Below are 12,597 nucleotides of genomic sequence, written 5' to 3' on the forward strand. Positions count from 1 at the left end.
TTGCGGGGTAACCGCCTGTGGTCATGGCGGTTGTCGGGGTGACGAATTGGCGCAGTTTATCAGGAAGTGCCACGCCGACGTTGTGCTCTGAGCCATTGCCGGACTAGCGAGGTTGTCCGAGTATCCGTCCCAGCTGCGCCAGCCAGTGGTAGCCCACCACGAAACTGAATCGTAGCCAGACACCCGCGCAGATGCTCCAGGAGAGGACCCGGGGATAGTCCTCACGAAAAAACTTGCCATAGAAGCGGATCATGCCTCGGTGCTTGTGCCATTCGACGAACACCGGGCGGGTGCGGCTGCAGGCGCCCCAGGCGTGAAAGATCCTGGCCTGGGGTACGAAGCAGACTTTCCAGCCTTCCTGGCGAAAGCGCATGCACAGGTCCAGGTCCTCGCAGTGCAGGAAGTAGCCTTCGTCCCAGCCGCCGACGCTGTCCAGGGCTTTGCGCTTGACCAGCATGCAGGCGCCGGAAATGGCTTCTACCTGCGTCGGACGGCTGGGCAGGGGCTCGCGGTGCAGAAGAAAGTCGGAGAACAGTCGCGGCGAGAGCCAGGCCAGGCCCGACAGGTTAAGGGCGCGTACTACTGCTCGCCGTGGGGTGGGGAAGACCCGACGTCCACCGGGCTGTTCGCTGCCGTCGAAGTTGCACAGCAGGCCACCTGCCATGCCCAGATCGTGGGTGTGGCGCAGGGCGTCGATCATTCCTTGCAAGGCGCCCGGTTGCAATACGGTGTCGGGGTTGAGGAACAGGATGTGTGGCTGCTCGCAGTGACTGGCGCCTAGGTTGCAGGCCGCGGCGAAGCCGGTGTTGCTTGGGTTGCGCAGGATGAGCAGGCGTTCATCGGCAGCGAACCGGGTGGCAACCTGCTCCAGGCTGCCGTCATGGGAGGCATTGTCTACCAGCACCAGCCGGTTGATGTCCTGGGCCAGCACCGAGATCACGCAGTCCTCCAGCAGAAGGCCGGCGTTGTAGTTGACCACCACCACATCACAGGAACGCGGCATGGGCCCCCTCGAAGCGTTTTGCCCAGGAGTTGGCTTCGCGGAACTTCAGGGTCTCGGCCAGGGGCTCGGTAAACGTCAGCGCCTGGTGGATCACTCGGGAGATGTCGTCGAGGCTGTCGCTGAGAAACACTCCCGGAAGATGGCGCCTGGTGCCCATTTCGCCGAATGCGGTGCTGACCACTGGCAAGCCCAGGGCCCGGTACTCGTAGTATTTGATCGGGTCGACGTAGCGGGTGATGTCGTTGCACTTGAACGGGATCAGGCCGACATCGAACTCGGCCATGGCTTGCAGAGCGGCCTCGTGGGACAGCGCCGGCAAGCACCGGATATTGTCCGGCAGTGCCCTGGGCGAAGGTCCGTGCTGGGGGCCGATCAGGCGTACCTCGGCCCCGGGAAAGGCCGCGGCCAGGGCAAGCACGAATTCCCAGTCGAACCACTTGGCGAGGGTGCCGATGTAGCCGAACACCGGCCGTGTTCCATGTGCTGCGCGCCGGGACAGGGGCAGGGCGGGCAGGCGTTCGCTGGCGCAACCATTGAGCAGCAGCCGGGTATCGACCTGTTGCCGTTGCCAGTAGCGCTGCAAAGTCGTGCACGAGGCCAGGGCGGTGACCACAGCCCGGGCGGTCTGATGCTGGCGCCGGTGCATGGCACGGCGCGACCAGCCGCGATAGAACGCTGGTACGTTGTCCATGACGTCATAGAAACTGCCGGCGAAGATCGGTTCCTGCAGCAGTTGCAGGGCCAGCCTCGAGGGTTTGCCGATGCCGAGCTGGGTCGGTGCCTGGGCAAAATGGCGGATCTGTTGCTTGAGCTCCTGCCAGAACAGGCGATTGACCCAGCCCGAGCCGGGCAGGGGCTCTATGGGCAGGGCCCGGGGCCTGGCCAGGGTCAGCCAGTCCGGCACGGGGACGGTCGGGCCCTGGTATGGCGGGCGGGTCAGCAAGTCGGCCAGTACCGGCAAGCGCGTGGGATAGGGTTCGACCCACAGCACGGGGGCCTGGGTGGCCGCGTGGAACTGGCGCACCAGTTCATGGGGGCGTTGCGCGAAGCTGTGCCAGCTGACCGGTGACAGATAGACCAGTCTCATGATGGCTCCCTGGCGGTGTGGGGAGTCCAGGGTCGGCCCCATTTCGCCTCGTACAGGGCCTTGTTGCGCTCAAACAGTTGTTGGCGCTGGCTGCTGGGCATCTGGCTGAACGAGGCAGAAAGATGATGATGAATGAACACGTCTTCGGCAAAGGCGCAGGACAGCCCTGCTTGCTCGACCCGGCGGCAATAGTCGTCGTCTTCGAAAAAGCCCAGGCCGAAGGCTTCATCTAGGGGCCCGACGCGCTCATAGGTCGACTTGGGCATCATGACCGCGAAGAAACCGAGGGTGGCGCAGGGCACCACCTGGCCGGCATGGCGCCAGGTGTATTGGCGGGCGCGGCCAGGCATCTCCTCGAGGCTGCGGTAGCTGATCTCGATCTTCGCTTCGTTGCCGATGTTGTTGGTTACCGGCCCGATCAGGCCGAGCCCCGGGCTGCGTTGCAGGTGGCGGCGCAGGGTCTGCGCCCAGCCAGTGGTGACCTCGGTGTCGTTGTTGAGCAAGACCAGGAACTCGCCCCGAGCCCGGGCCAGGCCCTGATTGTTGGCCGCGGAGAAACCCAGGTTGCCGGGGTTGAGGATGAGCGAGTGAGCGCTGTCGCAGGCCCACTGCCGAAGGAATTCGACGCTGCCGTCGGTGGAGGCATTGTCGACGACAATGATTTCCAGATTGCGGCCCAGAGCATCGGCGGCCAGGCTGGTCAGGCAGGCACGGGTCAATGCCAGGTTGTTGTAGGTCACTACTATCACGCTGATCAGGGGCCCGGTTTGCTCGCCTTCAACCAGGGCCTTCAACTGTTCTACCCGGTGCTCCCACGTCTGTTGTGCGGCGAATTCCTGGCGCTGGCGGGAAGTGCTGTCGGAGGCAGGTTCCTGCAACGCCTGGGCGATGGCTTCGATAAAGGAGGGGGTATCCCTGGCAATGGATACCTGCTGGCCGAACTCCTGCAGCTCGGGCAGATCCACCGCCACCACCGGCTTGCCGGCACTCAGGTATTCGTAGACCTTGACCGGGTTGGTGGCCAGGGTCAGTGCCTCGATGCGAAACGGCAGGATGCAGACATCGAAGGCCTGCAGGTAGGCGGACAGCTGTGCGTAGGGGATTTCACCGGTCAGCCTGACGTTGGCATGGCGCTGCAGGCGCGCACCAACCCGCCCGGTATCTGCGCCTATCAGCAGGATCGTGCAGTGCCTGAAGGCTTCGGCGATGGCGGCCAGCAGATCCACATCGAACCACTGGGCGAGCGCGCCGTAGTAGCCGATCACGGGACGGCCTTGCGGGTCCTGATAACACTGGGCCGGGGGCTTGGAAAAATAGGTGAAGTCGGCGGCATTGCGCAATACGGCGCGTTGCCCGGTGCTTGCAGGTGGGCAGTGCCGACTCCAGTGGCGTTCCAGCCACGCCGAGGCAAACAGCGTGATATCGGCCTCGCGCAGCAGCTCATGCTCCAGTTGCAGCAGGTCCGGGGCGTTGTTGCCGAAGCCCTGATGGTCGTCCATGCAGTCATAGACCAGGCGGCTGGCCGGCAGCGCCCCGGCCACGGGGGCCCAGAACGGGTGCTGGACCAGGGAGATCACCTGGCTCGAATGGGCCCAGCTCAATAACTCGCCGATGCTGCGACGCAACTGCTGGACCACGGCCTCTTGCGGGGCAGCGTGGTAGAGGAGCGGGGCTGTGCGTGCAAACAGCCGCACTTCGAACAGCCGCCCTCGGTCATCCAGCGGGCGCAAGGTAAAACCGTCGCGAGCGTCGTCCTCCAGGCTGGCCGAGACATAGAAAACCCGGCGTCCGCTGGTGCTCAAGCCGCGGGCCAGGTGCTGGGGACGCTGCTGGCGGAAATCCCAGTCGATGGCACCCCAGACCACGTAATCTGGCCATTGCTGGTCGGCCGCCGGTAGCACGCTACAAGCGGGTACGAAACTCTTGGCGGCCCGCTGATGCCGACGCAGGGCCCGCCAGCCAGGTCCCAGCACGCCGTGATACAGGCGCTGGATCAAGGCTTTCAGCAGGTAAGGCAGCGGCAGGCGGTGATAGATGCGGCGCCAGCGCTGGAACAGGGCGGTGCTCATTGCCGCGCCCCGGATACAGAGCGAGTCAAGGCACGGACTCCGACTGTTTCGGGGTCGCGGCAACGATCACGAAATCGCTGTTCAGGGTGCCCGACTCGATCAGCCCGTCTTCGATGTCGAACAGCATCCGCAGCACCCGCATCGCCTGGGGATCATCGGCCTTGAAATTGCCGGCGATACCATGCAGCAGAAATTGCAGCAGGGTGCCGCCGCAGGTGTTGAGGGCCTGGATCTCGAAGTGCTGTTCCACCACCTTGAGGATGTCCTGGGAGCGCACCGCCTCGGACGGATCAACCTTCACCACCTCTTGTGGATCAGGGAGCGGTACGTTGTTCTGCACCTGACCGTAGGAACCCTGGACGAAAGAGCGGCGCATGGCCGGGGGAATCAGGGCGAAGGCATGGCTGATGGCTGCGCACTGGGCCTGGTCAAAGGCAAAGTGATTGGCGCCGACATACTCGTTGAAGAACAGCCAGCCGTCCGCCTTCAAGGCCTGGCGGACATTGGCGCAGACCTTTTCCAATTGGCGAATGTGATGCATTGAACCGTTGAACCAGACGGCGTCGTAATGAGCGCTGGGCAGTTGCACCCGCTCGACGTCGGTGAGGCTGTAGTGCAGGGTCCGGGCCCCCAGCGCCGCCGCTTCTGCCCGGGCGGTGTCCAGCGCCGCCGGGGCGATATCCACGGCGTCACAGTCCTGGAAGGCCTGGAGTTTGTAGAGCTCGCGTTCCAGGGTACCGGTGCCGCAGCCGATGCTCAGCATACGCGGCACCGGTAACCGGCCCGCCAGAAAGGTGTTCAGGCAATAGGGTACCCAGTGAGCATGACCGCTGCCGGCCGTGGCCTTTTGCTGATGGCGTTGTTGCACCGCAGGCACTGCCAGCCAGTAGACATCCGCAGAAAACGCATCCGAGCCAGCCTGGTTCTGTGACCAGTGCTCGGCGGTCTGCGCCTTGCGCTGCTCCTCGCTCATGTCGTCCGGGGGAACAGGGGCGGCGACTGCCCGACCACTGAGCTGTTGAATTATTTTTTTCAGCACGTTCGGCATCTTCCTTGTGGGTGTATCGGGCTGCCGATTCAGTCGGTGAGCTTCATTTCCGTGGCGTCGGCGTTCGCTCTGCGGCGTACTTGGCGATGGGGTTGCCAGGGCCCCCACTTGCTTTCGAAGTAGGCCTGGTTCTTGTCCCATAACCGCTGGTATTCGCCGCTGGCGATAAGGGCCTTGAACGAGGCCTGGCCGTAGTGGTGGATGTAGCTGTCCTCGGCGCATACGGTGCGCAAGCCGGCGGCCTGGACTCGCCGGCTGTAGTCGTCGTCTTCGAACATGCCGATGCCAAAGGCTTCATCCAGCCAGCCCACCTGATCCAGCACTTCGCGGCGCATCGCTACGCAAAACATGGCCAGCATCGGGATGTCGAAGCAGCGCCCGCGGTACTGGGTGGCGCGCCGGTCGGCGAAACCCTCCATGTCGTCGAGGTCCTGGTAGTTGATGTTGACCCGGGCCTCGTTGCCCACCGCATTGGTGGTCGGCCCCACCAACCCCACCTCCGGGTCGTCGAGGTGGCGCAGCAGGGGCGCGAGCCAGCCCTTGGGCACCACGGTGTCGTTGTTGAGCAGGACCAGGTAGTGGCCCTGCGCAAGGCGCAGGCCCTGGTTGTTGGCGGCGGCGAAACCCAGGTTCTGTTCGTTGAGCACGATGCTCACATTGGGTTCGCTGCGGGCCAGGTAGCGCAGGTAGTTGCGGGTGGAATCCCGCGAGGCGTTGTCGACGATGATCAGTTGCAGGTTCGGGTAGGCGCAATTGCGCAGCAGGCTGTCGATGCAGCCGCGGGTCAGCTGCACATTGTTGTAGGTGACGATGATTACCGAGACCTTCGGAAACAGTTCGACCAGCGCATCGCGCGTGTCTTCGAAGCGTTGCCGCCAATCGTTTTCCCTGGCCAGTGCCAGCCGTTGGTTCCAGCGCTGCAGATCGGTTTCCCCGAGGGCTCTTTCGATCTGCGTGACAAAGGCAGACGGCCCGTCGGCGAAATACAGGTAAGGCTCGTAGATCTGCATCTCCAGCAGCGGCACTGCGACCACGGGTTTGCCGGCGCTGATGAACTCGTAGAACTTCACCGGATCCACCGCGTGGGTCATGTTGTAGAGGCGAAAAGGAATGATGCAGACATCGAAGTGGTACAGGTATTGCGGCATCTGCGAGTAAGGCTTGCGGCCCAGCAGGTGCACATTGGGCAAGCGGTCGAGGCCGGCCAGGTCACGGACGAACACGTCGCCAATGAGCACCAGATTCCACTCTGGTCGTTGCCGGGCGATGGCCGCCACCAGCTCAAAATCGACCCATTCGGCCAGGGCACCATAGAAGCCGATGATCGGGCCTTGAAGCTCCTCCAGCAGAGTATTGGGTGTACAGCATCGGGCAAAGAAGTCGAAGTCCACCCCGTTTCTAACCAACTGGCAGCGACGGCTGGTACTGGCCCATTTGTCGTACAGCACGGAGGCGGTGACGGTTACCAGGTCAGCCTGCTTCACCAGTACCTGTTCCTGGTCCAGCAAGGGCTGACCGATGTTCGGAAAGTCCTGCCATTCGTCCATGCAGTCGTATTGCACGGGCCAGCCGTATGCCTTGCGCAGGTGCAGGGCCAGGCGCGTCCAATAGGGCAGGTGAACCACCGACACCGCGGTCTTGATCCGGTAGTCGCTCACCAGGGCCTGCAACGCCTCGGCATTGGCGCGCAGGTTGCCTTCGGTGATGCAGGTGGCGTAATAGTCCTGCCGTGCATGCCCGCGCAGGGTGACTTCGAAGACCCCGGGAGCGACTGGGTGCGCCGTATAGGGCCGTTCTGCCGCGGGTAGCGGCGAAAGGATAATGTAGAACACCCGATAACCCTGGATAGCGAACTGCGTCATCAGTTGCTGTGGTCGCTGGAACCTGGCGGACCAGTCGATATTGGCAAAGCACAGCAGGTCAAAATGCTGAGCAGCAGAGCCGGGTGTTGAGTCCTCCACGATATCGGGCTCCAAGGGGATGGAAGCTGGCAGAGGCTGGACGAGAGAGGGCAGGTGAGTCGGGTACTCGCTCTCGTCGTTGATCACCCCGTGCCGCAGCAGCTGCATCAGCATGCGCAGGGGGCGGGTCAGGCGCCAGGAACGCGAGCGCCGCATATGTTCGATATGCGCCAGGGCGGCATCGCGCTGAAGGATGGCCTGTGCGTGCTCGAGCCGCAGCCGGGTCGACTCCTGGTCCTGCGAGTGGGACTTAGTCATGAGCGGGCTCATAGTTGTGCAGTGGGCTCTGGTCGCCACTTGGCCACATTGAGCTGAGGGAGCCGGGCCGGTAGAAGGTCACGGTCATGCTGCGCCGTGAAGTCCGGCAATTGGCTACCACCTGCGTCACCGCATGCCAGGAGTTCTCGGCGCGTACCAGTACTGCCGATGTGCCCACCAGGGGCGGGATCACCGCGACCACATCCGTGGGGTCGGCAGAGCCCAGGATATTCAGGCAGCCACCGTCCTCGATGTTCCAGGAATCGTTGAAGTACAGGATATGGGTCACCAGCTTGTCGCCCAGGTCCGGGTGCGGGCCGAGGCAGGCCTGCGGCCCGTAGTGGAAGACATTGACCTCCATGGGAGCGTTTCTGAGGTCCATGTCGGTGAGCGTCGACAGCGCCAGGCGATAGTCCGGTGCGGTCAACTCGCTGGCCAGCCTGCGCCAGGCCGGGCTCAGGTGCTGCTCGTGGATAATGCGCCCGGTGCCCATTTCCACCAGTTGCCGCGCCTGGTACTCGTAGTCCTTTTCTCCGCCATAGCCGGACACCGTCTTGAAGGAGTCACGGGGATAGGTCGCTACCAGGGCCGCGGCGTCCGCGGGCGAATACAGTTCGGTGATCCGCCCCCAGCGAAAGGGCTGAGTGTGCAAGGGGGCTCTGGTCAGCATTGGCAGATTCAGCATCGTATTCATCTTCCCAATAAATGTTGCAGGCGGCGCCGCAGGGAGCGTAACGGCGCGGTGAGGCGATAGGAGTTGGAGCGATGGATTCGACCCAGCTCGGCATCGACCCGACTGGTGAGTTCCGTTTGATGGCGGCGTAGTAGCGTCAACTGCTGTACCTGGATTTTCAGCGCATCCAGTTCGGCCTGTTTGCTCAGGATCGCCTCGCGACAGTCCGGGAGGGGGGCCTCCAGCAGGCCGGGCAGGGCTTGCCAGAAGCGGTTCAGCGCCTGGCTGGTGGGGCGCGGGCCCTGGGCGATCAGTTCGGCTACCCGGTCCCAATGGCGCTGCACTTGTTCTTGCGCGGCGATCACCTCGGGGCAGGGCCCCGTTTCGCTCAGGTGTTGCAGGAACCACTGGGGATCGATGGGCTGTTCGGCTGGCAGGGGGCGGATCCCGCGGTATGCGCGCAAGGCGGTGTACTTGCCCTGGTTCAGGTTGGCCGAACAGAAGGCCGGTACGCCGAAGGCCAGGGCGGTGATCGCCAGGTGATAGCTGTGGCCGATGACGCCCTGGGCGTGGGCCAGGATCTCCGCCAGTAGCAGTGGCTCTGGCCAGGCCGGCAGGCGCACGGCCCGTGGCAGGTCGGCCCCGAGAATCGACTCATGGTCCCCGAGCACCGGGCCGATGGGCAACAGCAGCAGCTGCCACTGGCTGAACAGCGCGTTGTGGGTTTTCCATAGCTGGAGAAAGCTCTCCAGGCCGGCAATCGCATGCACCACCAGATAGGGTCCGGTCAGGCCGGCCTGGGCACAGAGTTGGCGATAGGCCGCCGAGTGTTGCTGCCGGTCGATCAGGCTGGGCAGGCCAAAGGCGGTATCCGGCAGTACCTCGACCTGGGCCTGCTCGCTCAGCGCAGACAGGGTGTTTGCAGACAGGGCATCGCGCACCCTGACGTGGGGGCTTTGCTCCAGGGTCAGCCTGACCAGGGGGGCCGCCCAGGATGGAATCGGGTTGCAGTGCATGCCGGGGGCGTTCCAGATCAGCGGCACATTGTGTTGCAGGGCCATCAGCGCAGGCGACAGCCAGTACCCGGTGGGGTGGTGGATCTGCGGGTCGGGGGGGTAGTAGTCGGCAGCGATGACCTTGTCGAAGCGAATGATGAAGCCGCCGCCGATCAGCACTGCGTCCAGGCTATCGATGAGCTGGGGCAGTTCACTGACCGAGGTGACGGGGTAGGGCCATTGCGGCGTGCTGCGCGAGTGATAGGAGAACGCTTGCAGGCGCACCTTGCCCAGGCGCGCCTGCAATGCTGCTTCGGCAATGAGGGGGAACAGCAGGTCGCCGTAGTTGGCTACATCGAAGGTACCGAAGATCGCGACTTGCCATTGCTTGTCGCTCATGAACGCTCCTCGACTGCCTGGGGCTGCTGCGATGGGCGGGTGACAGCTTCGATGTGCAAGTCGACAATTCCCAGGAAGTGCTTGTTGCCCGGCAAGGTGTCGAACGCCAGGATGGCCACCTGTTTTTCAATCAGGTGGGAGGTTTCTTCCGTTTCGCCATTCATCAACTTGAGCGTGATGTGGTAGCGCCCGGCCGCCAGGTTGGCGGCGAATCGCAGGCACACCGAGGCGCTGCGCCAGCCTTGCCGGGACTCGCCACATTGCAGGGCGACGTTGACCCCGCTGACCACCAGCAGCCGGGCTTCCTGGATGGTCAGGCTGATATTGGGGCGGGCAATGGCGTCGCTGACCTGGGCATCGATGGCGATTTCGATCATGTCGCCGTGGGCAAAGCTTGAGTACAGCGCCCCGGTATTGCTGAACACGGCTGAGGTGATCCGCCCTTCAGGGGTGCCGAAGGCCATGCCGTGCTTCGGGTTGAGCGGTGTCTTGGCGCTGACCTGGACGGCGCCCGCGCTGGCCCAGCGGCGCTGTTCGTCACGCATGTCCAGCAGGTACAGCTCGGCCATCGCCTCCGGTGCACCGCTGGCGCGGATTTCGCCGTCGCGCAGGTAGAGGGCACGGTTGCAGAAACGCTTGACCATGCTCATGTCATGGGACACGAACAGCAGGGTCGTGCCTTGTCGGGTCAGGCGCTCCAGGCGTTCCAGGCACTTGAACTGGAAGGAAGCATCGCCGACGGCCAGGGCTTCGTCGACGATCAGGATATCCGGCTCCACGCACACCGAAACGGCAAAGGCCAGGCGCACCAGCATGCCGCTGGAATAGGTCCTGGTGGGCTGGTCGATGAATTCGCCGATGTTGGCGAAGGCGGTGATTTCGTCGAAACGCGCCTCGATCTCCGCGCGTTTGAGGCCCAATACCGCACCGTTGAGGTAGACGTTCTCGCGGCCGCTGAACTCTGGATTGAACCCCGAGCCCAGCTCCAGCAGGGCGGCGATCCGCCCATGGCTGGTCACGCTGCCCGTGGAGGCGGTGCTGGTGCCGCAGATCAGTTGCAGCAAGGTCGACTTGCCGCTGCCGTTGCGGCCGATGATGCCCAGGGTTTCGCCCTTGCGCACTTCCAGCGCAACGTCCTTCAAGGCCCAGAATTCGCGATAGCGCTGCTTGCCGCGGGGCAGCAGCAGTTGCAGCAGGCGGTCGCGGGGCTGGTCGTAGATCGGGTAGCACTTGCCCAGGCCCTGGGCCTTGATCGCCAGTTCAGAGCACATCGGCGAACCCCGGGCGGGTTTTTTCGAACCACGCCCATCCCAGGAAGGCCACGCCGAGCGCGACGCTCAGCTCTATCAGCCACAGGCCGAGATCGGGCACCACGCCCCAGATCAGCACGTCGCGGGAGGACTCGATCACCAGGGTCAAGGGGTTCAGGTAGAGCCAGTGCCGGTAGGCCTCGGGCAGGGCGCTCAGCGGATAGAACACCGCCGACATCAGCAGCAGGGCCGACATCAGTACACCGATGACCTGGCCAACATCCCGCAGATAGACCCCCAGGGAGGCGAGGACCCAGGACAGCCCGAGGGTGAACAGCACCAGGGGCAGCAGCACCAGGGGAAACAGCAGAGCGGTGGGCGGCGGCAGGCCGAAGGCCAGGAGGTGGAACAGCAGCCAGACGGCAAAGCTCACCAGCGTGTGGAACAGCACCGCCCCGAGCATCACGCAGGGCAGCAAGTCCAGGGGGAACACCACCTTCTTTACATAGTTGACGTGGCTCAGGATCAGCCCGGGGGCTCGGGTGAGGCATTCGGAGAACAGGTTGAAGACCATCATCCCGGTGAATACCAGCAGGGCGAACTGGGTGTTCGAGTCGTTGTCGGTTCCCCAACGCACCTTGAACACCACGCTGAACACGAAGGTGTACACCAGCAACATGAGCAAGGGGTTGAGAAAGGACCAGAGCAGGCCGGCGATCGAGCCGCGGTAGCGGCCTATCACTTCGCGTTCGATCAGTGCCCGCAGCAGCTCGCGATGACGCCAGGGCCTGAAGGTGAAACGGTGCAGCGTGGTACTTCCGGTCAACTCCCGCTCCTTGGGGCCAGCTTCCAGCACCACCCCATGCTCGACAAGGGCATGGGTGAACGGGTGGTGATTCGAAGCGAAGGATTTTGTGAATTGTTTATAGACCCGAAATGCAGGAAGTGAAGGTGTCGTTACAGCTTTTTTTGATGAGCGGCGGGCGCAGCCGGATAAGTGGCAAGACACCCGCGAGGGTAATGCTCACTGCGGATGCCTGGGCTCGGCGGTAAAGAGCGGGGTGGGGCTGGCGGGCAGGGACATGCACGGCGCCGGCCCGGGTATGGTTCAGTACTGGCGGGCCGCCAGTTGCCGCGCCAGGGCCTGTGCCTGCTCGGCGGCCGCCTGTCGCGAGGCCTGGTCGATGTCCGGACCGAGAATGGTCTTTTCCACGATCAGCGAGTGCTGGTTGGCAATCCCGATGAAATTCAGCCAGGCCTCTATATAGGGCTTCTGGAAATCGAATGCCGGCGCTGGTGTGCTGGAGCGGGAAGAAAAGTCCAGGCCCCGGGCGTAGGCCGCCACCGCCGTCTTGTTGCGCAGCAGGCCTTGCAGGCCGTTCTCGGGGTCGAAGCTGAAGAGGATGCCCTGGTGGGAAACCAGGTCGATGAAGTGCTTGAGCTTGTAGGGAATGCTGAAGTTCCACAGGGGGATGGAAAGCACCAACAGGTCGGCCTGGTGCAGCGGCTCTGCCAGCGCCTGGAGCCGCGCCCAGGCCCGCTGTTCGGCATTGCCCAGGGGCTGGCCGGCCAGTTGTGCATATTTGGCGTCCATGGCCGCCTGATCGAGTTCCGGCAAATCGAGGCTCCACAGGTCCAGGGTGGTGACCTCGGTGTCCGGCCGTTGCTGTCGGTAGCTCTGGATGAAGCTGTGGGCGATTTCCAGGGAGGCGGAGCGGCGCAGGCGGGGCGAGCATTGAATGTGCAGGAGCCGGGTCATGGACGAATCTCTTGGGGTTGGGATGACCGTCATTGCAACATAGCTTGTTTTTAAATATAAATTGTCGATTCAATCCTTATTGATTTCATTCTGAA

10 protein-coding genes are annotated in these 12,597 nt (G+C 63.5%); all 10 read right to left on the minus strand.

The features are described from left to right. Positions 1 to 103 precede the first annotated feature (103 nt). The 10 genes from A9971_RS02665 to A9971_RS02710 all read right to left on the minus strand — a co-directional run bounded on the left by A9971_RS02665 (position 104) and on the right by A9971_RS02710 (position 12,502). A complete protein-coding gene (locus tag A9971_RS02665; protein WP_011060343.1) occupies positions 104 to 1,003 on the minus strand; it encodes a glycosyltransferase family 2 protein in 900 nt (299 codons plus the stop codon). Continuing rightward, on the minus strand, positions 987 to 2,090 hold the full coding sequence (locus tag A9971_RS02670) for a hypothetical protein (RefSeq protein WP_041116977.1): 1,104 nt from the start codon (positions 2,088 to 2,090) through the stop codon (positions 987 to 989). Before A9971_RS02670 ends, A9971_RS02665 begins: the two co-directional genes overlap by 17 nt. Continuing rightward, positions 2,087 to 4,159: a glycosyltransferase gene (locus tag A9971_RS02675; RefSeq protein WP_183000817.1), complete on the minus strand. Its 2,073-nt coding sequence runs from the start codon at positions 4,157 to 4,159 to the stop codon at positions 2,087 to 2,089. Before A9971_RS02675 ends, A9971_RS02670 begins: the two co-directional genes overlap by 4 nt. A gap of 25 nt (positions 4,160 to 4,184) precedes the next feature. Continuing rightward, entirely contained in the window at positions 4,185 to 5,207 is a 1,023-nt protein-coding gene (locus tag A9971_RS02680; RefSeq protein WP_259652331.1) for a bifunctional 2-polyprenyl-6-hydroxyphenol methylase/3-demethylubiquinol 3-O-methyltransferase UbiG, read from the minus strand. Between the two features lie 29 nt (positions 5,208 to 5,236). After that, positions 5,237 to 7,426: a glycosyltransferase gene (locus A9971_RS02685; RefSeq protein WP_183000818.1), complete on the minus strand. Its 2,190-nt coding sequence runs from the start codon at positions 7,424 to 7,426 to the stop codon at positions 5,237 to 5,239. Further along, positions 7,419 to 8,111, minus strand: a complete 693-nt coding sequence (locus tag A9971_RS02690; RefSeq protein WP_053150206.1) for a 2OG-Fe(II) oxygenase family protein — start codon at positions 8,109 to 8,111, stop codon at positions 7,419 to 7,421. The genes A9971_RS02685 and A9971_RS02690 overlap by 8 nt, the downstream gene beginning before the upstream one ends. A 5-nt stretch (positions 8,112 to 8,116) precedes the next feature. Further along, positions 8,117 to 9,493, minus strand: a complete 1,377-nt coding sequence (locus A9971_RS02695; RefSeq protein WP_183000819.1) for a polysaccharide pyruvyl transferase family protein — start codon at positions 9,491 to 9,493, stop codon at positions 8,117 to 8,119. After that, a complete protein-coding gene (locus A9971_RS02700; RefSeq protein ID WP_183000820.1) occupies positions 9,490 to 10,764 on the minus strand; it encodes an ABC transporter ATP-binding protein in 1,275 nt (424 codons plus the stop codon). Before A9971_RS02700 ends, A9971_RS02695 begins: the two co-directional genes overlap by 4 nt. After that, entirely contained in the window at positions 10,754 to 11,569 is an 816-nt protein-coding gene (locus tag A9971_RS02705) for an ABC transporter permease (RefSeq protein ID WP_041116992.1), read from the minus strand. Before A9971_RS02705 ends, A9971_RS02700 begins: the two co-directional genes overlap by 11 nt. 282 nt (positions 11,570 to 11,851) lie before the next feature. Next, positions 11,852 to 12,502, minus strand: a complete 651-nt coding sequence (locus A9971_RS02710) for an FMN-dependent NADH-azoreductase (protein WP_183000821.1) — start codon at positions 12,500 to 12,502, stop codon at positions 11,852 to 11,854. Positions 12,503 to 12,597 lie beyond the last annotated feature (95 nt).

Source organism: Pseudomonas sp. UME65 (assembly GCF_014170225.1).
GTDB classification, from domain to species: domain Bacteria; phylum Pseudomonadota; class Gammaproteobacteria; order Pseudomonadales; family Pseudomonadaceae; genus Aquipseudomonas; species Aquipseudomonas protegens.

What these genes read in the sequence shown, in the direction of transcription:
- A9971_RS02665 (WP_011060343.1), bottom strand. Translation starts at nt 1,003, where the DNA reads ATGCCGCGTTCCTGTGATGTGGTGGTGGTCAACTACAACGCCGGCCTT.
- A9971_RS02670 (WP_041116977.1), bottom strand. Translation starts at nt 2,090, where the DNA reads ATGAGACTGGTCTATCTGTCACCGGTCAGCTGGCACAGCTTCGCGCAA.
- A9971_RS02675 (WP_183000817.1), bottom strand. Translation starts at nt 4,159, where the DNA reads ATGAGCACCGCCCTGTTCCAGCGCTGGCGCCGCATCTATCACCGCCTG.
- A9971_RS02680 (WP_259652331.1), bottom strand. Translation starts at nt 5,207, where the DNA reads ATGCCGAACGTGCTGAAAAAAATAATTCAACAGCTCAGTGGTCGGGCA.
- A9971_RS02685 (WP_183000818.1), bottom strand. Translation starts at nt 7,426, where the DNA reads ATGACTAAGTCCCACTCGCAGGACCAGGAGTCGACCCGGCTGCGGCTC.
- A9971_RS02690 (WP_053150206.1), bottom strand. Translation starts at nt 8,111, where the DNA reads ATGCTGAATCTGCCAATGCTGACCAGAGCCCCCTTGCACACTCAGCCC.
- A9971_RS02695 (WP_183000819.1), bottom strand. Translation starts at nt 9,493, where the DNA reads ATGAGCGACAAGCAATGGCAAGTCGCGATCTTCGGTACCTTCGATGTA.
- A9971_RS02700 (WP_183000820.1), bottom strand. Translation starts at nt 10,764, where the DNA reads ATGTGCTCTGAACTGGCGATCAAGGCCCAGGGCCTGGGCAAGTGCTAC.
- A9971_RS02710 (WP_183000821.1), bottom strand. Translation starts at nt 12,502, where the DNA reads ATGACCCGGCTCCTGCACATTCAATGCTCGCCCCGCCTGCGCCGCTCC.